18 protein-coding genes and 1 pseudogene are annotated in these 20,173 nt (G+C 71.8%); 12 read left to right on the forward strand and 7 right to left on the reverse strand.

The features are described from left to right. Positions 1–102: pseudogene (locus E6R62_RS40790) on the forward strand (tyrosine-protein phosphatase); the annotation flags it as partial. Between the two features lie 46 nt (positions 103–148). On the opposite strand, the gene E6R62_RS10780 reads toward E6R62_RS40790, so the two are convergent. Then, complete coding sequence (locus tag E6R62_RS10780; RefSeq protein WP_136213156.1) at positions 149–550, reverse strand: ribonuclease domain-containing protein; 402 nt, start codon at positions 548–550, stop codon at positions 149–151. Between the two features lie 188 nt (positions 551–738). Here E6R62_RS10780 and E6R62_RS10785 point away from each other — a divergent pair, with 188 nt between their 5' ends. Further along, complete coding sequence (locus E6R62_RS10785; RefSeq protein WP_136213296.1) at positions 739–1,863, forward strand: cation diffusion facilitator family transporter; 1,125 nt, start codon at positions 739–741, stop codon at positions 1,861–1,863. 22 nt (positions 1,864–1,885) lie between these two features. Here E6R62_RS10785 and E6R62_RS10790 read toward each other — a convergent pair whose 3' ends face one another. Both E6R62_RS10790 and E6R62_RS10795 read right to left on the reverse strand, forming a co-directional pair. Then, positions 1,886–4,462, reverse strand: a complete 2,577-nt coding sequence (locus E6R62_RS10790; RefSeq protein WP_136213157.1) for a bifunctional FO biosynthesis protein CofGH — start codon at positions 4,460–4,462, stop codon at positions 1,886–1,888. 40 nt (positions 4,463–4,502) lie between these two features. Next, positions 4,503–5,285 carry an SDR family oxidoreductase gene (locus E6R62_RS10795; protein ID WP_136213158.1) on the reverse strand — a complete coding sequence of 261 codons (783 nt, stop codon included), beginning with the start codon at positions 5,283–5,285 and terminating at the stop codon, positions 4,503–4,505. A gap of 192 nt (positions 5,286–5,477) precedes the next feature. On the opposite strand from E6R62_RS10795, the gene E6R62_RS10800 reads away from it, so the two are divergent. Further along, positions 5,478–5,861 carry a DUF4440 domain-containing protein gene (locus tag E6R62_RS10800; protein ID WP_136213159.1) on the forward strand — a complete coding sequence of 128 codons (384 nt, stop codon included), beginning with the start codon at positions 5,478–5,480 and terminating at the stop codon, positions 5,859–5,861. A 415-nt stretch (positions 5,862–6,276) separates the two neighbouring features. Continuing rightward, entirely contained in the window at positions 6,277–7,989 is a 1,713-nt protein-coding gene (locus E6R62_RS10805; protein WP_206308707.1) for a lytic transglycosylase domain-containing protein, read from the forward strand. A gap of 215 nt (positions 7,990–8,204) precedes the next feature. On the opposite strand, the gene E6R62_RS10810 is transcribed toward E6R62_RS10805, so the two are convergent. Beyond that, positions 8,205–8,408 carry a cold-shock protein gene (locus E6R62_RS10810; RefSeq protein WP_007265804.1) on the reverse strand — a complete coding sequence of 68 codons (204 nt, stop codon included), beginning with the start codon at positions 8,406–8,408 and terminating at the stop codon, positions 8,205–8,207. Positions 8,409–8,645: 237 nt separating this feature from the next. Between E6R62_RS10810 and E6R62_RS10815 the strand changes: the two genes are divergently transcribed. From E6R62_RS10815 to E6R62_RS10840, 6 genes are all read left to right on the forward strand, one after another. Then, complete coding sequence (locus E6R62_RS10815; protein ID WP_136213160.1) at positions 8,646–9,509, forward strand: menaquinone biosynthetic enzyme MqnA/MqnD family protein; 864 nt, start codon at positions 8,646–8,648, stop codon at positions 9,507–9,509. 357 nt (positions 9,510–9,866) lie between these two features. Beyond that, entirely contained in the window at positions 9,867–11,621 is a 1,755-nt protein-coding gene (locus tag E6R62_RS10820; protein ID WP_136213161.1) for a serine/threonine-protein kinase, read from the forward strand. 149 nt (positions 11,622–11,770) lie between these two features. Beyond that, positions 11,771–12,970: a cyclic dehypoxanthinyl futalosine synthase gene (gene mqnC, locus E6R62_RS10825; RefSeq protein ID WP_136213162.1), complete on the forward strand. Its 1,200-nt coding sequence runs from the start codon at positions 11,771–11,773 to the stop codon at positions 12,968–12,970. A gap of 7 nt (positions 12,971–12,977) precedes the next feature. Continuing rightward, positions 12,978–13,622, forward strand: a complete 645-nt coding sequence (locus tag E6R62_RS10830) for a hypothetical protein (protein WP_136213163.1) — start codon at positions 12,978–12,980, stop codon at positions 13,620–13,622. Positions 13,623–13,738: 116 nt separating this feature from the next. Beyond that, entirely contained in the window at positions 13,739–14,431 is a 693-nt protein-coding gene (locus E6R62_RS10835; RefSeq protein ID WP_136213164.1) for a demethylmenaquinone methyltransferase, read from the forward strand. 98 nt (positions 14,432–14,529) lie between these two features. Further along, positions 14,530–15,429 carry a glutaminase gene (locus E6R62_RS10840; protein ID WP_240801619.1) on the forward strand — a complete coding sequence of 300 codons (900 nt, stop codon included), beginning with the start codon at positions 14,530–14,532 and terminating at the stop codon, positions 15,427–15,429. A 61-nt stretch (positions 15,430–15,490) separates the two neighbouring features. On the opposite strand, the gene E6R62_RS10845 is transcribed toward E6R62_RS10840, so the two are convergent. Next, positions 15,491–16,021: a GNAT family N-acetyltransferase gene (locus tag E6R62_RS10845; RefSeq protein WP_136213166.1), complete on the reverse strand. Its 531-nt coding sequence runs from the start codon at positions 16,019–16,021 to the stop codon at positions 15,491–15,493. A 109-nt stretch (positions 16,022–16,130) separates the two neighbouring features. On the opposite strand from E6R62_RS10845, the gene E6R62_RS10850 reads away from it, so the two are divergent. After that, entirely contained in the window at positions 16,131–17,414 is a 1,284-nt protein-coding gene (locus E6R62_RS10850) for a geranylgeranyl reductase family protein (RefSeq protein WP_136213297.1), read from the forward strand. Positions 17,415–17,422: 8 nt separating this feature from the next. Here the strand turns inward: E6R62_RS10850 and E6R62_RS10855 are convergent, their stop codons facing one another. After that, the gene (locus E6R62_RS10855; RefSeq protein WP_136213167.1) at positions 17,423–17,737 is read right to left on the reverse strand and encodes a hypothetical protein; all 315 of its coding nucleotides are present in this window, start codon (positions 17,735–17,737) and stop codon (positions 17,423–17,425) included. 443 nt (positions 17,738–18,180) lie between these two features. Then, a complete protein-coding gene (locus E6R62_RS10860; RefSeq protein ID WP_136213168.1) occupies positions 18,181–19,032 on the reverse strand; it encodes a C40 family peptidase in 852 nt (283 codons plus the stop codon). Between the two features lie 776 nt (positions 19,033–19,808). Between E6R62_RS10860 and E6R62_RS10865 the strand changes: the two genes are divergently transcribed. After that, entirely contained in the window at positions 19,809–20,168 is a 360-nt protein-coding gene (locus E6R62_RS10865) for an NADH-quinone oxidoreductase subunit A (RefSeq protein WP_030379754.1), read from the forward strand. The last annotated feature ends 5 nt before the right edge of the window (positions 20,169–20,173 follow it).

Below are 20,173 nucleotides of genomic sequence, written 5' to 3' on the forward strand. Positions count from 1 at the left end.
TGCACGGCCGGCAAGGACCGCACCGGCTGGGCGAGCGCCACACTCCTGACGGCCCTCGGCGTCCCGTGGGAGACGGTCATGGCCGACCACCTGGCGAGCAACGGCCTTGCGGCTGACGCGGGCGCGGGCGTGGCGGTGGGGTGGTGGGTCAACAGGCGAAGTCGACGCGGCGGAACGAGGCGTAGTGGTCCGCCGTGTAGTAGTCCTCGTCGGTCTGCTGCCCCGTGATGATGCGTCGGGCGCCGCGGGTCGGCGAGCCCGGGGTGATGACGGTGTACTCGTGGTAGTACCCGCTGCTGTGGGCGGGCAGCACGCCCTCGCGGTTCTGGAAGACGACGCCGTCCTGGGAGTACGGGAAGGGGCCGCCCTGGTCGATGAGGTCGAGGGTGTCGTCCGCCTGGGAAGGCAGGGCGGAGTAACAGATCCAGCCGACCGAGGCGACGGAGGCGGAGGCGGGGGCGGGCGCGGCGGAGGCGGTCGGGCCCGCGAGGAGGGTGGCGGCGACGGCGGCGGCCGCGCCGAGGGCTGCGATGCGTGGGGAGATCCTCATGCCGGCCAGGATGACGCGCGTAGAGCGGCCTCGGGAATACCAACTCCCCTGTGTTCCATACCTGTTCACCGAGTGAGTGGCGGTGGGAACCGGGGCGCCGTCCGGCCTTAAGACATCGGCAACCCGGCGCGGGTGCCCGACGTGGGAAACGGCCGCCACGGGGCCGCCGTTTGTATGGTGGTCGCGTGCTGGAAGGCCACGATCACGACCACGGGCATCACCACGACGACGGCCACGCGCAGGGCCAGGGGCATCACCACGGCCACGACGACGGCCACGGCCACGCGCACGACACCCGCCGGTCGCGGAGGCCGCGCCACCGGCTGCCGCATCTCCTCACCCCGCACAGCCACGACACCCGGGACAAGGTCGACACGGCGATGGAGACCTCCCGCGAGGGCATGCGCACCCTGTGGCTCTCCCTGGCCGTCCTGGGGCTGACCACCGGGGCCCAGGCCGTGGTCGCCGCCCTCTCCGGTTCGGTGGCGCTGCTGGGCGACGCCCTCCACAACGGGGCCGACGCGCTCACGGCCGTGCCCCTGGGCATCGCGTTCGTCCTGGGCCGCCGGGCGGCCAACCGCCGCTACACCTACGGGTACGGCCGCGCCGAGGACCTGGCCGGCATCGCCGTCGTGCTGACCGTCGCCGCCTCCTCCGCGCTCGCCGCGCACACGGCCGTGGACCGGCTTCTGCACCCGCGCCCGATCAGCCACCTGGGGGCGGTGGCCGTCGCGGCCGTGGTCGGGTTCGTCGGCAACGAGTGGGTGGCCCGGTTCCGCATCCGCACCGGCCGCCGGATCGGCTCGGCCGCCCTCGTCGCGGACGGACTGCACGCCCGCACCGACGGGTTCACCTCGCTCGCCGTCCTCCTCGGCGTGGGCGGCGCCGCGCTCGGTTGGCGGGCAGCCGACCCGGTCGTGGGTCTGCTCGTCACCGCGGCGATCCTGATGGTGCTGCGCGACGCGGCCCGCGAGGTCTACCGCCGGCTGATGGACTCCGTCGACCCGGCCCTCGTCGACACCGCCGAACACGCGCTGCGCGGCGTGGTCGGCGTACGCGACCTCGGGCAGGTCCGGCTGCGGTGGATCGGCCACACCCTGCGGGCCGAGGCCGACATCGTCGTCGACCCCCACCTCACCGTCGTGCAGGCCCACGCCCTGGCCGTCGCCGCCGAACACGCCCTCATCCACGCCGTGCCCCGGCTGACGGCCGCCACCGTCCACACCGACCACACCGCCGACGACGACCGCGACGACCCGCACGCGGCCCTCGCCCACCACACGACCATCGGCCGCCCCGCGACGCCCGCCTGAGCGGGCGCCGCGCGGCCCGGACTCAGTCCACCAGCGGCAGCAGTTCCGGCAGGTGCCCGTCCGAGGCGGCCGCCGCACGGCGGCGCTCCCGTGGAACCTCGCCGTACAGGGTCGTACGCGGCCTCGCGGGCCGCCCGGCCGCCTCCGCGACCGCGACCAGGTCCCGGACGGACTTGTACGAGCCGTAACCGGAACCCGCCATCCGGGAGATGGTCTCCTCCATCAGGGTCCCGCCCAGGTCGTTCGCACCGGAACGGAGCATCTCCGCCGCGCCCTCCGCGCCCAGCTTCACCCAACTCGTCTGGATGTTCGTGATGTGCGGGTGGAGCAGGATGCGGGCCATCGCCGTCACCGCACGGTTGTCGCGCACCGTCGGCCCGGGCCGCGCGATGCCCGCCAGGTACACGGGGGCGTTGGTGTGGATGAACGGCAGCGTGACGAACTCCGTGAAACCGCCCGTCCGCTGCTGGATGCGGGCCAGCGTGCGCAGGTGACCGAGCCAGTGCCGGGGCTGGTCCACGTGCCCGTACATCATCGTGGACGACGACCGGATGCCCAGTTCGTGCGCCGTCGTGATGACGTCGATCCAGTCCGCCGTGGGCAGCTTGCCCTTGGTCAGCACCCAGCGGACCTCGTCGTCCAGGATCTCCGCCGCCGTGCCCGGTATCGAGTCCAGGCCCGCCTCCTTGGCGGCCGTCAGCCAGTCCCGTACGGACATCCCCGTGCGCGTCGCGCCGTTGACCACCTCCATCGGCGAGAACGCGTGGACGTGTATGCCCGGCACCCGCTTCTTCACCGCCCGCGCGATGTCGAAGTACGCCGTCCCGGGCAGGTCCGGGTGGATGCCGCCCTGCATGCACACCTCGACCGCGCCGACCTCCCACGCCTGCTCGGCCCGGTCCGCGACCTGGTCGAGGGAGAGGGTGTAGGCGTCCGCGTCCGTACGGCGCTGCGCGAACGCGCAGAACCGGCAGCCGGTGTAGCAGACGTTGGTGAAGTTGATGTTCCGCGTGACGATGTACGTGACGTCGTCGCCCACCACCGATCGGCGCAGGTCGTCCGCGATCCGGCACAGGGCGTCCAGCGCGGGCCCGTCGGCGTGCAGCAGCGCCAGCGCCTGGGCGTCGCCCAGCCTCGTCGGGTCGTCTGCCGCCTGCGCCAGCGCGGACCGTACGTCCGTGTCGATGCGCTCGGGCAGCATGCCGGGGGCGGCGGCCTCGCGCAACGCGTCCCAGTCGCCGTAGACGAGGTCGAAGTCCTCGCGCCGGTCGCCCGTACGCCCCTCGGTGTCGATGGTGGCGTGCAGGTCGGTGCGCCCGTACGCGGTGAAGCTCTCGTCCGGCTCCTGCCACGGGTGGCCCGTCACCCCGGCCGTCTCGTCCGCCAGCCCGGTGTCCGGATCGGCGAGCGCCCGTACGTGCGGCAGCAGGCGCGGGTCCAGCCACGGCTCCCCGCGCCGCACGAACTCCGGATACACGCAGAGCCGTTCGCGCAGCTCGAAGCCGGCGGCCGCCGACCGCTCGGCCAACAGGTCGATCTGGGGCCAGGGCCGCTCGGGGTTGACGTGGTCGGGCGTCAGCGGTGAGACGCCGCCCCAGTCGTCGATGCCGGCGCCGATCAGCCGCGCGTACTCACCGTCCACCAGATTGGGCGGCGCCTGGAGGCAGGCCGAGGGGCCCATGATGTGCCGGGCGACGGCGATCGTCGCCACGAGGTCGTCGAGTTCGGCGTCCGGCATCCCGCGCATCGCCGTGTCCGGCTTGGCGCGGAAGTTCTGGATGATCAGCTCCTGGATGCCGTGGTAGGCGCGCGAGACACGGCGCAACGCGAACAGCGACTCCGCGCGCTCCTCGTACGTCTCCCCGATGCCGATGAGCAGGCCGGAGGTGAAGGGCACCGAGGAGCGCCCGGCGTCCTCCAGTACGCGCAGCCGGACCGCCGGCTCCTTGTCGGGGGAACCGTGGTGGGGGCCGCCCGGCTCCGACCACAGGCGGGTGGCGGTGGTCTCCAGCATCATCCCCATGGACGGGGCGACCGGCTTGAGACGCTGGAAATCGGCCCAGGACATCACGCCCGGATTGAGGTGGGGGAGGAGGCCCGTCTCCTCCAGGATGCGGATCGAGATGGCCCGTACGTAGGAGATCGTGTCGTCGTAGCCGTGCGCCTCCAGCCACTCGCGCGCCTCGGGCCAGCGGTCCTCCGGCTTGTCCCCGAGGGTGATGAGCGCTTCCTTGCAGCCGAGCGCGGCGCCGCGGCGGGCGATGTCGAGCACATCGTCGGGTGACATGTACATACCGTGACCGGCGCGGCGGAGCTTGCCCGGGACCGTCGCGAAGGTGCAGTAGTGACACTTGTCGCGGCACAGGCGGGTGAGGGGGATGAACACGCTCTTCGAGTACGTGATCACGCCCGGCCGGCCCGCGGCGGCGAGACCGGCGTCGCGGACCCGGGCGGCGGAGGCGGTGAGGTCCTCCAGGGCCGCGCCGCGAGCCTGGAGGAGCACGGCCGCCTCTGTCGCGTCGAGCGCGACGCCGTCGCGGGCACGCCGGAGCGCGCGGCGCATCGCGTTGTCGGTCGGAGCGTCACTCGAAGTGGTCATGGGCCCGAGCATACGATCCGGCCGACCGGACGGGGGGCGGTCACCGCATCAGCTCACCGGCGTTGACCAGCAGGGACTGGCCGGTTATGGACCGCGCCCGGTCGGAGGCGAAGAAGACGGCGGCGTCCGCCACATCGGCGTCGGTGGCGAGCTCGGGCAGGGCCATCCGCTCCGTGAGCCGCGCGCGCACCTCGGCCTCGGGCACGCCCTCGGAGTGGGCGGTGAAGGTCACGAAGGCCTGTACGGGCGGCCCCCACATCCAGCCCGGCAGGACGGTGTTGACGCGAATACGGTGCGGGCCGAGCTCCCGGGCCAGGGAGTACATGGCGGACGTCAGCGCGCCTTTGGACGCGGCGTAGGCGGCCTGCCGCACCTGGGACGGCGAGGCCACGGCCGACTGGGTGCCGATGATGACGACAGACCCGCCGGCCCGTTTCAGCGCGGGCAGACAGGCCCGGGTCATGCGCAGGGTGCCCAGGAGGTTGACGTCGACGATCTGCTGCCAGGTCCCGAAGTCGGCGTCCTCCAGGCCGCCGAAGTAGGAGTCCCAGGCGGCGACGTGCACGACGGCGTCGATGCCGCCGAAGCGCTCGACGGCGAGCGCGGCGAGGGCTTCGCACTGCGCCTCGTCGGTGATGTCCGTGGGGTGGTGGGCGGTGTGCGCGCCGTCGGGGTCGATCTCGGCGGCGGCCTTGACGAGGTTCGCCTCGGTCCGCGCCCCGAGCACGGCGTTCCCGCCGTCCCGCACGACGGCGGCGGCCACCTGATGCCCGAGCCCGGCGCCGACCCCGGAAACGATGACGGTCTTCCCACGAAGCAGCATGCGCCCTCCTGTGGCTCTCGACTCGGTCCGCCCTGTTTCTGACGGAGCGTCAGGGTAGAGGCGGAGGCGGTGGATGGGAAGGCGGGGGTGGGGTGGGTTGGGTTGGGCGGGGGTTTCGGGGCGGGTGTCGGTCGGTTACGTGACCTGATGTCGATGTGATCGGCGGTTGACCGCTCGGACGAAGATGGGGCGATGACTGAAGCAGACGACGTAGGCGAGGCGATCTCAGGTGAGTTGCGGTTGATGGAACCGGAGGTGCGCGCGTCCAGTGCGCTCACCTGCCGTCTCCTCGATCCGGAGTTCGTTGAGGTCGGCGCCTCGGGCCGGCGTTGGACGTACGACGAGACGGTGGCCGCGCTACCCGACATGGAGGGTGCGGCGAAGGACGGACCGCGCTACGAGCCGTCGGAGATGACCGGCGTCGCGTTGGCCCCGGGACTGGTGCATCTCACGTACACGACCGTGATCGACGGGCAGCGGGCACGGCGGAGTTCGCTGTGGCGCAGGAACGATGACGACGACACATGGCGCATGTACTACCACCAGGCGACCCCCGTTCCCCCGGGGACCACGTAGCGATCGGGCGGCGCCGTGGCCGTACCCCTCGCCGCTTCGGCATCCTTCGGGACTCCGGCCCCACACCCCGCCCCTCACACTCCGGCGGCGGCTGGATACGCCGCCCCCCTCGCGGACCCTCCCCGCCGTTCCCAGCCCCCGGCACCACCCCGACCCCGCCCAACGGGACACCGCCCCCGAAGCCCCCGCCCACCTCCCGACCCCGCCCCTGTAGGGCGCCGCCGTTGGCCCCCCTGTTGGCCACCGCCGGGCCCTCCGCTGGAAGCCCCCGTCGAACACGTGGCGAAGGCGAGACGAATGGTGTGTCATATCTGTCGGGGTGACGGCGAGTCGCGGGCGAATACCTGATAGACAGAATATTCACGGCTCGACCAGCCACACATCCTGTCGGCCGCCTTGGGGGGATCGCCGCACCGTGAAGCCGCTTCACCGCCACGTAGTCAACACCTCGCGCAAGGTCCTGTGCACCGCCGCGCTCGCGGCCAGCCTGACCACCGCCGCGGTCGTGACCAACACGCCGACCGCGGGCGCGGGGGAGTCCGAGCCCACGCCCGACAGTCCACAGGCCACCGACCGCGGTGACGCCCGGCTGGATCTGCCGGACCTGGTCGCCGACCCGCCTCCGCCGCCCGGGGCCGCCGCCCCCGAGGGGGCCAGCGGGATACCGGGGACCGCCCTTGACGCCTACAAGCGCGGCGCGGTGTCGGTGGCCGCCGCGCTGCCCCACTGCAACCTGCCCTGGCAGTTGCTCGCGGGCATAGGCAGGGTCGAGTCCGTGCACGCCTCCGGCTACGGGCTCAAGTCCGACGGCTACACCGAGAAGCCGATCCGCGGCCCCCGCCTCGACGGCAACGGCTTCGCCCAGATCAAGGACTCCGACCACGGCGAGTGGGACGGGGACACCGAGTACGACCGCGCCGTAGGGCCGCTCCAGTTCATCCCCGAGACGTGGAAGGCATGGGGCGCCGACGGCAACGCCGACGGCAAGCGCGACCCGAACAACATCTACGACGCCGCGCTGGGCGCCGGTCTCTACCTCTGCGCCGGTGATCGGGACCTTTCCGATCCGGCCAAGCTCGACCAGGCGATCCTCAGCTACAACAGCTCCCGCGACTACGTGAACTCCGTGCTGGGGTACATGCGCCAGTACCAGGACGGTGGCGTCACCGACGTACCGAACCCGCCCGCGGGCAACTACCCGACGCCCCCGCCCACGGCCCCGCTGCCCACGCCGAGGCCCCCGGCCCCCCAGCCCCCCGCCACCAAGCCGCCGGCGTCCAAGCCGGCCGAGCCGGAGAAGCCGAAGCCGTCGGCCCCCCGGCTCGCCAAACTGGAGTTGATCGGCGATCCGGACCTCCGGGCCGAGGTCGGGGCCGCGTTCACCCCGGACGCCAAGGTCAAGGCGGTGCTCTCCGACGGCAAGCCGGCCGTCGGACAGAAGGTCGTGTTGGTCGTCGAGGCGGACACCACCGGTGGCACGCTCTTCCAGGACGCCAAGAAGGCCGACGTCGTCGTGCTCACCGACGCGCAGGGCATCGCCCGGGTGCCCGCGCTCACAGCGGGCCCGAAGGCCGGCACCTTCTCCTTCCGGGCCTCGGCCTACGACGCCACGAACCAGTTCACGGTGATGCTGCGTGGCGCCGTCACCGCGAAGCCGGTCGCGGACCTGCTGGTGCGCGCGGACCACGGTACGAAGCCGCTGGAGACCGTCGCCGGTACCAGCGTCAAGGACTTCGGGCTGGTGGCGACCGCCAAGGGCCAGCCGGTCGCCGGTACGAAGGCCACGGCGGACCTGGTCGCGAAGGGCGAGGGCGGCGCCTGGGTTCCCGTGGACCCGGCGAAGGCGACGGGCCCGTACTTCAAGGGCAAGGACGGCAAGAAGCTGTTCACCCTGGAGCTCGACCCGAGCGACGCCGACGGAAAGATCACCCTTCCGGAGTTGTTCACCACGGACGTGGCGCCGGGCACCTACTTCCTCCGGGTGCTCACGCCGGACAAGGTGGAACTGATCCTGGAACTCAAGATCACCGCCGCCGCGACGCCCATCCCCACCCCTACCCCGACGCCCAACTCCACATCGGCCGGCACCCCGGCCCCCACCCGCACCCCCACGGCCGCCAAGCCGTAGGGCGGAGCCCCGAAGCGCCGCCCCCGGCACCGTACCCACGGCGCCGGGGGCGCTCACGCGTGCGGACGCGTGCGCAAGCCGGCAGGGGGCGCGGGAGAAGCACAACGGGCAACAGGCGGCGACAAAAGGCAGGAGCCCCGCCACCTCCGCTCGCACGGAGGAGGCAGGGCTCCTTGGGTACTGCTAATCCAACCGCGATCCGGTCGGCCAGGCGACTAGGCCGGGGTGACGTTCTCCGCCTGCGGGCCCTTCGGACCCTGCGTGACGTCGAAGTTGACCTGCTGGTTCTCCTCGAGGGAGCGGAAGCCAGAGGCGTTGATCGCGGAGTAGTGGACGAAGACATCCGGGCCGCCGCCGTCCTGGGCGATGAAGCCGAAGCCCTTTTCAGCGTTGAACCACTTCACGGTTCCGGTAGCCATGAGCCCTCCTATGGGCCAAAGGGTCGCCCTGCTCCAGAACCTGCTAAGAAGTCTGAAAACTACAAAAGCCTGCGGGTCACATTCTCCGCAGGCCTCGTACTGCAAGGGAAACCAAACTGCAACTTGCGACGAGCCTAGCACGCACCCTGTGGCCGAGACCAGAGGGAAAGATCACGTCACTCGGACGTTTGAGACCCGCCCGAAGGCTGACGAGACGCCGGGGGCTAGTCTCGCGATGTGGACGTCTATCGCAGCCGGCCCCGGGTCGGCCACATCCAGTTCCTGAACTGCCTTCCGCTCTACTGGGGGCTGGCCAGAACCGGCACGCTGCTGGACCTGGAGCTGACGAAGGACACGCCCGAGAAGCTCAGTGAACGGCTCGTCCGGGGAGAGCTGGACATCGCGCCGATCACCCTCGTGGAGTTCCTCCGCAACGCCGACCAGCTCGTCGCCTTCCCCGACCTCGCCGTGGGCTGCGACGGCCCCGTGATGTCGTGCGTGATCGTCTCGCAGGTCCCCCTGGACCGGCTGGACGGCGCCCGGGTGGCCCTGGGTTCGACCTCCCGTACGTCCGTCCGGCTCGCCCAGCTGCTGCTCGCCGAGCAGTACGGAGTGCGCCCCGACTACTTCACCTGCCCCCCTGACCTGGGGGTGATGATGCAGGAGGCGGAGGCGGCGGTCCTGATCGGGGACGCCGCGCTGCGCGCTTCGCTGCACGACGCGCCCCGGCTCGGCCTGGCCGTGCACGACCTGGGGCTGATGTGGAAGGAGTGGACCGGACTGCCGTTCGTCTTCGCCGTCTGGGCCGCCCGGAAGGACTACCTCGCCCGCGAGCCCGTCGTGGTCCGCAAGGTGCACGAGGCCTTCCTCGCCTCGCGGGACGTCTCCTTGGAGGAGGTCACCAAGGTCGCCGAGCAGGCGGCGCGCTGGGAGGCCTTCGACGCCGAGCTGCTGGAGCGGTACTTCACCACCCTCGACTTCCGCTTCGGCCCGGAGCAGCTGGCGGGCGTGCGTGAATTCGCACGCCGTACCGGTTCCGCCTCGGGGTACGCGGCGGATGTGGCCGTGGAACTGCTGGCGGCGACCGCGCCCGGTCATTAGCGCGGCTTATGCCTGAGGTGGTGCGGAAGGGGAACGCGGCGGCGATCGCGCCCCTTTCCGTATCGCGGAACGGCAATATGTCGTTCCCAGAGATGCCGTTCCCCTCGAATTCGTCCCCTTTTCGCTTTACGCGTACGAATCGACGGCGCGGGAACTCGCCCATAGCCGCCCGGGCCCCCGCGACGCCCCCCGGGCCGGCGGTCGGATACCGGTAACCGTGGCCGCTCCCGCCCGCCCCGCCCTAAGGTGCTCCTTGGCTACGCCACCGGGCAACACGCGGCGCCACGCGGTCCGCAGGGCGGGACAGGCACCACAGGGGTACGCAGGGGAACACGGCGAAAACGGGGGAGGGACGCGATGCAGCCGCTCGAAGCCGGTGACCCGCGGACCATCGGCGGGTACCGGCTGCTCGGCCGGCTGGGCGCGGGCGGCATGGGGCGGGTGTACCTCGGGCGGAGCGCCGGAGGGCGGACCGTCGCCGTGAAGGTCGTGCACCCCCAGTTCGCCGCCGACCCGGAGTTCCGCGCCCGGTTCCGCCGAGAGGTCGCGGCCGCGCGGCGGGTCGGCGGGGAGTGGACCGCCCCGGTGTTGGACGCCGACCCGGAGGCCGAGGTGCCGTGGGTGGCGGCCGGTTATGTGGCAGGCCCCTCCCTGGACCGGGCGGTCGCCGCGCACGGCGCGCTGCCCGAGGCGTCGGTACGGGCCATCGGCGAGGGTCTCGCCCGCGCCCTGGTGGCGGTGCACGCGCTGGGTCTCGTACACCGGGACGTGAAACCGTCGAACGTGATGTTGACGCTGGAGGGCCCCGGTCCCCGGCTGATCGACTTCGGGATCGCCCGGGCCACCGCGGGCACGGCTTCGCTCACTTCCACCGGGGTCTCCGTCGGCTCGCCCGGCTACATGGCGCCGGAGCAGATCGTCGGCAAGGGTGTCACCGGCGCGGCGGACGTCTTCTCGCTCGGCGCCGTGCTGGCCTTCGCGGTGAGCGGGCGTCCGCCGTTCACCGGGGAGCACTCCGCGGCGTTGCTCTACAAGGTGGTGCACGAGCCCCCGGAACTCGACGGGATCGCCTCCGACGAGCTGCGCGGGCTCATCGGGGCCTGCCTGGCCAAGGCGCCCGCCGACCGCCCGGCCCCGGCGGCGATCGCCGCGGCCCTGGACGGCGCCCTGCGCGCGCCGGGGTGGCTGCCCGCGTCGTTGGTGGAGGAGGCGAGCCGCGCTGCGGTGGCGCTGTTGCACCTGGACTCGCAGCCGGCGGAGGGCCCCGCCTCGGGGCCGGTCCCCTTCACCCGGGCTTCGGGAGGCGGCCTGGACGGCGGTCCGGCCGCCGGCGGCTTCGGCCCGGTCCACCCCTCGTACGCGAGCGCGGGCGCGGACCGGCCCGCGTACGGGCCGTACGGTCCGCCCGCCGACGCCGCCTTCACCGGGCACGCGCCCACCGAGACGGCCGGCGGGGGCGGGCACCACTCCGGTACCGGCCCCGCCGCGGGTGACGGCCGCGAGGGCCGCCACGTCAGCGTCACGGCCTCGGGTCGGCGGGTGAGCTGCACGGTGGTCGTCGCCGCGGCCGCCGTACTGGCCGCGCTGTCCGGCGGGTTGTACGGGCTGGACCTGCTGCCCGGCCGGAGCGGCGGCGGTGAAGGGCGCCCGCTCCCCGCCGGAAGCAAACCGTCGACCTCGGCGAGCCCCTCCACCCCGACATCACCCTCACCCTCACCCTCCCCGTCCCCGTCGACCGGCGCCAAGGGAACCCGTGACACCGTGCCCAAGCAGTTGATCGGCACCTGGAAGGGGCCGACCACGACCAACCTCGGGGCCCCCGGCCGGTTCGAGATCACCATCAAGGGCGGCAGGACGGGGGAGGTGGTGGCCCGTGACAAGTCGGTCATCCCCCTCTTCGACACCGACTGCAGCGGCGACTGGAAGCTGACCTCCGCCACCGACCGCTCCCTGGTCCTCGATACGTCGGGCGGCCCCAACCCCGCCCCCGGCATCTGCTCCGAGGGCTCGGCCGAGGAGCGCTTCACGCTCAACGAGAACGGCACCCTCCACTACCGGTCCGGCGACCGGGCGGCCGGAAACCCGGAGGGCGACCTCACCCGCAGCCCGTGAGCCCGTCCGCCGGGCCCCTCCCCCCTGAGCCGCCGGTGGACTTCTCGCGGAGCCCGCCGGTCGACTCCCCCTGGAAGCCGCCCGCGGGCGGCCCTGACGTAGGCTGGATCGGTCCGGACCTTGACACACCGCCGAAAGGTGAAGCACCGGTGACCGACCAGGCCGCTCTCCAGTCTGTCCTCGACCGTGCCGCCGCAGGGGGCCGGATCACCAAGGAAGAGGCCCTCGACCTCTACCGGCACGCCCCGCTGCACGCGCTCGGCCAGGCCGCCGACGCGGCGCGCCGGCGGCGCTTTGCGGGTACCGAGCACATCGCGACGTACATCATCGAGCGCAACATCAACTACACCAACGTGTGCGTGACGGCCTGCAAGTTCTGCGCCTTCTACGCCGCCCCCAAGGACACCGCCAAGGGCTGGTCCCGGGACCTCGACGACATCCTGCGCCGCTGCGCGGAGACCGTGGAGTTGGGCGGCACGCAGATCATGTTCCAGGGCGGCCACCACCCGGACTACGGCGTCGAGTACTACGAGCACCACTTCTCCGCCATCAAGAAGGCGTTCCCCCAGCTGGTCATCCACTCCCTCGGCGCGTCCGAGGTCGACCACATGGCCCGGATCTCCGGTGTGAGCGCCGAAGAGGCAATCCGCCGCATCCACGCCGCCGGTCTCGACTCCTTCGCGGGCGCCGGCGCCGAACTGCTCCCGGAGCGACCGCGCAAGGCGATCGCCCCGCTCAAGGAGTCCGGCGAGCGCTGGCTGGAGATCATGGAGATCGCCCACAAGCTGGGCGTGGAGTCCACCTCCACCATGCTGATGGGCACGGGCGAGACCAACGCCGAGCGCATCGAGCACATCGCGATGATCCGAGACACGCAGGACCGTACGGGCGGCTTCCGCGCCTTCATCCCGTACACGTACCAGCCGGAGAACAACCACCTCAAGGGCCGGACGCAGGCGACGGTGTTCGAGTACCTGCGGATGATCGCGATCGCCCGCCTGTTCCTCGACAACATCGCCCACATCCAGGGCTCCTGGCTGACCGTCGGCAAGGAGGCGGGCCAGCTGTCCCTGCACTACGGTGCGGACGACCTGGGCTCGATCATGCTGGAGGAGAACGTGGTCTCCTCGGCCGGTGCCAAGCACCGCTCGAACCGCCAGGAGATCATCGACCTGATCCGCAAGGCGGGTCGGGTCCCGGCGCAGCGCGCGACGACGTACGAGCACCTCCTGGTGCACGACGACCCGGCGAACGACCCGGTCGACGACCGTGTCGTCTCGCACATCTCGTCGACGGCGATCGAGGGCGGCACCGCGCACCCCGAGCTGAAGCTCATCTCCTCGAACTGACGCCGCCGTGCTGACGCTCCACGCCGCCGAACTCCTCGTCGCCGGGCCGGGCCGCGCCGCGCTGCCCGGCGGGGCGGTCCTCGTCGAGGGCGACCGGATCGCCCGGGTGGGACCGTACGAGGAGCTCGGCGCGGCCTTCGCGCACGCCCGGGTCCGCCGCTGGCCCGGGGTGCTGACCCCGGGTCTGCTGGTGCGCGGGGCGGACGAGCTGCTGGAGCGGACGTACTACCCGGACCACCCGTCCGAGACCGCCGAGCTCGGGGCCGACCCGATCAGCGGCGCCGAGGCGCTCGCCGACCTGCGGCTGACGGAGTCCCGCCGGGGCAACAGTGCCCGGCGGGCCACGCAGAAGTTGTTGGCGCGCGGGGTGGTGGCGGTGGCCGGGCGGTTGACGGTGCCGGCGGTGCGGACGGCGGTGGTCCGCTCCGGGCTGACGCTCCTCCCGCCGTTGCCGTACGGGGCTCCGCCGTCCCTGGACCCGCTGGCCGGGGTGGCCGCGGCCGAGGAGGCGTTCCACGGCGTGCTGGAGGCGGGCGCCCCCGCCCGGTTCGCGGTGTTCGCCGCGTCGGACGCACGGGACCTCCTGGCGCAGGGCTCGACCGGCTGCGTGGCCACCGTCGTCGCCGGCCGACTGCTGCACCGCCGGCGCTGAGCCCGCCGGCCGCCGCACCGCCGGCGCCGAGCCGGACGCGGCGGCACCGGGACCGCCTGCGAGAATGGGCCGGTATCGACCGACCCGAGCCACACCGCACCGAGGGGCCTACGCCAGTGACCCGCGCTTCCCTGGACAAGCAGCCGCACGAAGTCGCCTCCATGTTCGACGGTGTCGCGGCGAACTACGACCTCACCAACGACGTCCTCTCCCTCGGCCAGGCCCGGCTGTGGCGCAAGGAGGTCGCGAAGGCGGTCGGCGCGCGCCCCGGGCACACGGTCCTCGACCTCGCCGCCGGTACGGCGACGTCCTCGCTGCCCTTCGCCGCGACCGGTGCGTACGTCGTCCCCTGCGACTTCTCCCTCGGGATGCTGCGCGAGGGCAAGAGGCGCCGGCCGTGGCTGCCGCTGACCGCAGGTGACGCGACGAGGCTGCCGTTCAAGGACGGCGTCTTCGACACCGTGACGATCTCCTTCGGTCTGCGCAACGTCCAGGACACCGACGAGGCGTTGCGGGAGCTGTACCGGGTGACGAAGCCGGGGGGCCAGGTGGTCATCTGCGAGTTCTCCCAGCCGACGTGGGCGCCGCTGCGCACGGTCTACACCGAGTACCTGATGCGCGCCCTGCCGCCGGTGGCCCGAGCGGTGTCCTCCAACCCCGACGCGTACGTGTACCTCGCCGAGTCGATCCGCGAGTGGCCGGACCAGCCCGCGCTGGCGGCGCTGCTTCAGAAGGCCGGCTGGTCGAAGGTGGCCTGGCGGAACCTGAGCGGCGGGATCGTGGCGCTGCACCGCGGTACCAAGGCGTAGCGGCGTACGGAGGAACGAACCCGGTGGACACTGCCTCTTCCGACGCGGCGCCCGCCGCACCCGCGCCCGTCGACACCGCGCCGTTCGACTACCAGGCCGTGCTCGACCGGATCGCGCGGGACGTCGCCCCGCTGGTGGGCGCCGGCACCCCCGCCGAGTACATCCCGGCCCTCGCCTCGGTGGACCCGGGGCAGTTCGGGATGGCGCTGGTCACGATGGACGGCAAGGTCTTCGGGGTGGGGGACTGGCAGGTGCCCTTCTCCACGCAGTCGATCACCAAGGTGTTCACGCTCGCCCTGGCACTGGCGGCAGAGGGCGGGGACAGCCTGTGGGAGCGGGTGGGCCGCGAGCCGTCCGGCAACCCGTTCAACTCGCTCGTGCAGTTGGAGTACGAGAACGGCATCCCGCGCAATCCGTTCATCAACGCGGGCGCGCTCGTCGTCACCGACCGGCTCCAGACGCTGACGGGCGACGCGAGCAGTGAACTGCTGCGGTTCCTGCGCGAGGAGAGCGGCAACCCGGACGTCGCCTTCGACGCCGAGGTGGCGGCCTCCGAGCACGAGCACGGCGACCGCAACGCGGCGCTGGCCCACTTCATGGCGGCCTACGGGAACATCGACAACCCGGTACCGACCCTGTTGGACCACTACTTCTGGCAGTGCTCCATCGAGATGAGCTGCGCCGACCTGGCCCGTGCCGGCCGGTTCCTCGCCCGGCACGGCGTGCGCGCGGACGGCTCGCGGCTGCTGACGCGCAGCGAGGCGAAGCAGATCAACGCGGTGATGCTGACGTGCGGGACGTACGACGCGGCGGGCGAGTTCGCCTACCGCGTCGGCCTGCCCGGCAAGAGCGGTGTCGGCGGCGGGATCGTCGCCGTCGTGCCCGGGCGGTGTTCCCTCGCCGTGTGGAGTCCGGGGCTGGACGCGCACGGCAACTCGGTGGCGGGGGTGGCCGCGCTCGACCGGTTCACGACCCTGACGGGCATGTCGGTCTTCTGACGCGGCCCCGCACCGTTCGGCGTGGCCCGGGGAAACCGGTCGAGCGCCCGGGCGACCGCGCCTACTCGTCCCGCAGCGAAAGGGCGTAGCGACGCGCCGGGTTGCCGCCCGGGGAGAGAAGCTCCTCCGCCAGATCCATTCCGAGGCGCTCGGCCACCGCCACCGAACGCGCGTTCCTGGCGTCGATCATCGCCACCACCCGCGACACCCCGGCTTCCCGCACACGCTCCAGGGTGGCCAGCGCGGCCGCGTACGCGTACCCCTTTCCCCATGACGCCCGCCCCAGCCGCCAACCGATCTCGATCTCGCCCACGGGTCCCCACTCCCGGGGCCACGGCTGCGCACCGGTGAAGCCGATCACCGTCCCCTCCTCGTCGAGCAGGGTCCACAGGCAGTAGCCGAGCTGTGCGTCGTGCAGCCGCTGCCGCGCGGTGAGCTCCTCGTACAGCGAGAGTTCGGCGGGGCCGCCCAGGAACTCCATGACGTCGGAGTCGGCGAAGACGCCGTGCCACGCGCGGGCGTCCTCATCGGTCGGCACTCGGAGCCGGACGGCGGGGAGCGGCCGGGTCGGCGAGGTGGTCGAGCCAGTCAACGCAGTAGCCCTTCTGATCGCGGTCTTTCCTGCTGCATAGACTGCACGTGTCCCGTGCCGTTGGGCACCCCTTATCGAGCCTTCGGGAGACCCCGCAGTGACCGAGGCAGTGACCGAGTCCCTCTCCGAACACTCCGCGGATGTGATCGTCGTCGGGGCCGGGCCCGCCGGCTCCACCACCGCCTACTACCTCGCCAAGGCGGGACTGGACGTCCTGCTGCTGGAGAAGACGGCCTTCCCGCGTGAGAAGGTGTGCGGTGACGGGCTGACCCCGCGCGCCACCAAGCAGCTGGTCTCCATGGGCATCGACGTCTCCGAAGAGGCCGGCTGGCTGCGCAACAAGGGCCTGCGGATCATCGGCGGCGGGCAGCGGCTCCAGTTGGACTGGCCGGAACTGGCCTCCTTCCCGGACTACGGTCTCGTCCGCAAGCGCGACGACTTCGACGAGACCCTGGCCCGCCAGGCGCAAAAGGCGGGCGCGCGGCTGTACGAGCGCTGCAACGTCGGCGAGCCCGTCCGGGACCCGCGCACCGGCCACATCACCGGTGTGCGGGCGAAGCTGGGCGAGGAGAAGACCCCGGTCACCTTCAAGGCCCCGCTCGTCGTCGCCGCCGACGGCAACTCCTCCCGACTGTCGCTGGCGATGGGCCTGCACCGGCGCGAGGACCGCCCGATGGGCGTGGCGGTGCGTACGTACTTCACCTCGCCGCGGCACGACGACGACTACCTGGAGTCCTGGCTGGAGCTGTGGGACCGGCGCGGTACGCAGGACCGGCTGCTGCCCGGCTACGGCTGGATCTTCGGCATGGGCGACGGTACGTCCAACGTCGGCCTCGGCATCCTCAACTCCTCCTCCGCGTTCAGGGAACTGGACTGGCGCGAGGTCCTCAAGGCCTGGTGCGCGTCCATGCCGCAGGACTGGGGCTACACGCCCGAGAACATGACGCAGCCGATCCGCGGCGCGGCCCTGCCGATGGCCTTCAACCGGCAGCCGCACTACACCAAGGGCCTGCTGCTGGTCGGTGACGCGGGCGGGCTCGTCAACCCCTTCAACGGCGAGGGCATCGCCTATGCGATGGAGTCCGGACAGATCGCGGCGGAGGTCATCGTCCAGGCCCACGCCCGCGCGACCCCGGCGCAGCGCGAACTGGCCCTGCACAGCTACCCGAAGGTGCTCAAGGAGACCTACGGCGGCTACTACACGCTGGGCCGCGCGTTCGTGAAACTGATCGGCAACCCGAAGGTGATGAAGGTCGCCGCGCAGCGCGGCCTGAGCCACCCGGTGTTGATGAGGTTCACCCTCAAGATGCTGGCCAACCTGACCGACCCCACGGGCGGTGACGCGATGGACCGCGTCATCAACGGCCTCTCGAAGGTGGCGCCGAAGGCCTGAGGGCCGTACTAGTTCGCGTCGGCGGGTCGGGCGGGGTGGTCTCCGGGCCGGCCCGTCCCGCCCTCGCCGAGGGCGGGGAGGTCGTCGTACGGGGCCGCGTGCACCGTGCGCACGCAGCGGGTCAGCAGGACCAGTGCCCACAGCAGGATCAGTCCCGAGGCAGTCCAATCGACGGCGAGCGTCACGGGGTGCGCCGGCTTCGCCCAGGGGCGGGTGGTGGTGAGCAGCCAGCCGCCCAGGGCGAGGAGGGCGAGCCCGCCGGCGGCGGGGAGGGCGGTGGGGTCGCCGTCGGGGCCGTGGCGTTCGTACGGCTCGGTGATCACGGACCACACCTCCTGGGGCGAATCGGGCGCTGCACCCCCGCTATCTTCGCAGGGCTTCGGCCGGTTCGACGCGGGCCGCCCGCCATGCGGGACAGAGCCCGGGATTGTCGCCGCCCTCCGGAAATGGGGCGCGTGAGATGACAAGTCCGGATACGGGTGGATCGGTTCGCCCTGCGGGGCCGTGCGGAAGCCGGGCCTCGACGGCGACAAGAGTGGCGCGGTGCCCGCTTCTGGTCGGCGGTGGACCTGACCTGACGCCCCCTCGGCGCAATCCCGGGTGAAACCGGACAAGGGCATGCGAAAAGGCCGGTACTCCACCCCCGAGCGGGGGAGTACCGGCCCTTCGTCGTGCGCGGGGTGGCCGGGAAGGCCCCTCAGGGCTCCTGAGAGCGGCTCAGGAGGCCTTTGGGACCCTTGGGGAGGCCCGGAGGGCCTCGGCGGCGTCAGAGGATGCGGACGGCACCCGTCGGCATGTCGTAGCTCAGGGGGCGCTCGACGATGCCCGTGCTGGGGTTCTGCGCGCCGACGAACCGGCCGCCACCGACGTACAGGGCGACGTGGTAGGCGCTGCCGCGGGAGCCCCAGTACAGGACGTCGCCCGGCTGCAGGTTGTTCAGCGACACCGACGTGCCCTCGGAGGACTGGTCCTGGGAGGTGCGCGGCAGGGAGATGCCGGCCTGGCGGTAGGCGGCCTGGACGAGGCCGGAGCAGTCGTACGAGGACGGGCCGGTGCCGCCCATGACGTACGCCTTGCCGACCTGCCTGCGGGCGAAGTTGATGACGGCGGAGGCCGAGCCGGTGGCCGGGGCGGTGACCGTGCCCTCGCCGTCGTCGGCGGATGCGCCGGCGGACGCGGAGGCGGTCTGGAGGGTCGAGCGGGCGGAGCTGCGGGTGGCGCGCTCGGCCTCGGCCTTGCGGTCCGCCTCCTCCTTCGCCTGCTTCTCGGCCTTCTGCTGGGCCTGTTCCTTGGCCTGCTTGGCCTCGGCGGCGGCGCCGCTGCGGGCGCTCTCCTCCTGGGCGTTCAGCTCGCCGGTGACCGCCGCCTCGACTGCCGCGACGCGGGTGTTCTCGGCCGCGGTGGTGACCGCGGAGGCGACGTCGCCGGTCAGGTCCAGGCTCAGGACCGGCATTTCGAGCGTCGTCTCGGCCACGGGCTCGGGGGACGGGGAAGCGCTCGCGGTGCCGGCCATGGCGAGGGTGCTGAGGACGCCACCGGCAACTCCGGCGCGGACCGCGAGCTTCGAGGCGCTGCGGCGGGGCTTCCGGTGGCTGGGTATGTGAGCGGTGTGGGACATGGGACAACCGCTATCAGGGCGCGGCGGTTGGCTTCAAGAAACGTGGTATGCGCCACAGTTGCGCGCGAGGCGGGTTAACCGGGCGCGTCGCGCGGCATATTGACGCCGTAACGGGCGAATCGGACACGCCCTCACAAGCCTGTGATCATGGGCTTTCTACATTAAGTCCGAATTGATCCGCGCCTACCATCCCGCCCGACAGATGGCCAAGCCCCCTTTCGACGGTCCGGATTCCGAGTGGCGCAGGTCACAGTCGCCTACCGCTGTGCGGGTGCTGTGACCGGGTCGTGACCGGGCTGTGAGCTTCTCGTGGGCTTGGTGGGCGGATGTGCGGTTCGCGAGCCCGGTGATCTTCCCCCGCCATCCCCGGCGACCCCACACGTCCACTCCGGTCCGTACGGTCTCCCCCGCGCGGGCGACGCGGATTCCCATATCACCTGGCCCGCCCTGAGGCCAATTTGCCTGTAATGGCCATCATTTGATAGTGCAACCCCACTTCGACCTGGGGTAACAGGGGTGGATGTCACCTTTGGTAACCATGCGGATGCCTTGCGTATGAAGATCACCGCTCATCGGACTTCATGATCGTTCGTCGGGTGGTGGAGATCACAAACTCGTTGTTGTAACCCGTGTCGCAGATCACAGATCAGCAGGCATAAGATGCGCAGCAGTCCGGCTTGTGAACTGCCTCACATGAGCAAGATCTTCGCGAGGCGGGGCTCTTGGCGCCGGCACAGCGGTCCAACGGTCAAGGACGACTGGAAGGAGCGAGGAGCGTGAATGCGTACGCGCCCATCCTCGTGCTCGGCGCCCTCGGCGCAGGGTTTGCGATCTTCTCCGTGGTCATGGCCACGCTGATCGGCCCAAAACGGTACAACCGGGCGAAGCTAGAAGCGTACGAGTGCGGCATCGAGCCCACTCCCACGCCGGCCGGCGGCGGCCGCTTCCCCATCAAGTACTACCTGACGGCGATGCTCTTCATCGTCTTCGACATCGAGATCGTCTTCCTCTACCCCTGGGCCGTCACCTTCGACTCCCTGGGGATCTTCGGGCTCGTCGAGATGCTGCTCTTCGTGCTCACCGTCTTCGTCGCCTACGCCTACGTCTGGCGCCGCGGCGGCCTGGAATGGGACTGAGGGGC

The organism is Streptomyces sp. A1136, assembly GCF_004795055.1.
GTDB lineage: Bacteria > Actinomycetota > Actinomycetes > Streptomycetales > Streptomycetaceae > Streptomyces.

What these genes read in the sequence shown, in the direction of transcription:
- E6R62_RS10860 (WP_136213168.1), bottom strand. Translation starts at nt 19,032, where the DNA reads ATGTCCCACACCGCTCACATACCCAGCCACCGGAAGCCCCGCCGCAGC.
- E6R62_RS10795 (WP_136213158.1), bottom strand. Translation starts at nt 5,285, where the DNA reads ATGCTGCTTCGTGGGAAGACCGTCATCGTTTCCGGGGTCGGCGCCGGG.
- E6R62_RS10820 (WP_136213161.1), top strand. Translation starts at nt 9,867, where the DNA reads ATGCAGCCGCTCGAAGCCGGTGACCCGCGGACCATCGGCGGGTACCGG.
- E6R62_RS10790 (WP_136213157.1), bottom strand. Translation starts at nt 4,462, where the DNA reads ATGACCACTTCGAGTGACGCTCCGACCGACAACGCGATGCGCCGCGCG.
- E6R62_RS10810 (WP_007265804.1), bottom strand. Translation starts at nt 8,408, where the DNA reads ATGGCTACCGGAACCGTGAAGTGGTTCAACGCTGAAAAGGGCTTCGGC.
- E6R62_RS10780 (WP_136213156.1), bottom strand. Translation starts at nt 550, where the DNA reads ATGAGGATCTCCCCACGCATCGCAGCCCTCGGCGCGGCCGCCGCCGTC.
- E6R62_RS10800 (WP_136213159.1), top strand. Translation starts at nt 5,478, where the DNA reads ATGACTGAAGCAGACGACGTAGGCGAGGCGATCTCAGGTGAGTTGCGG.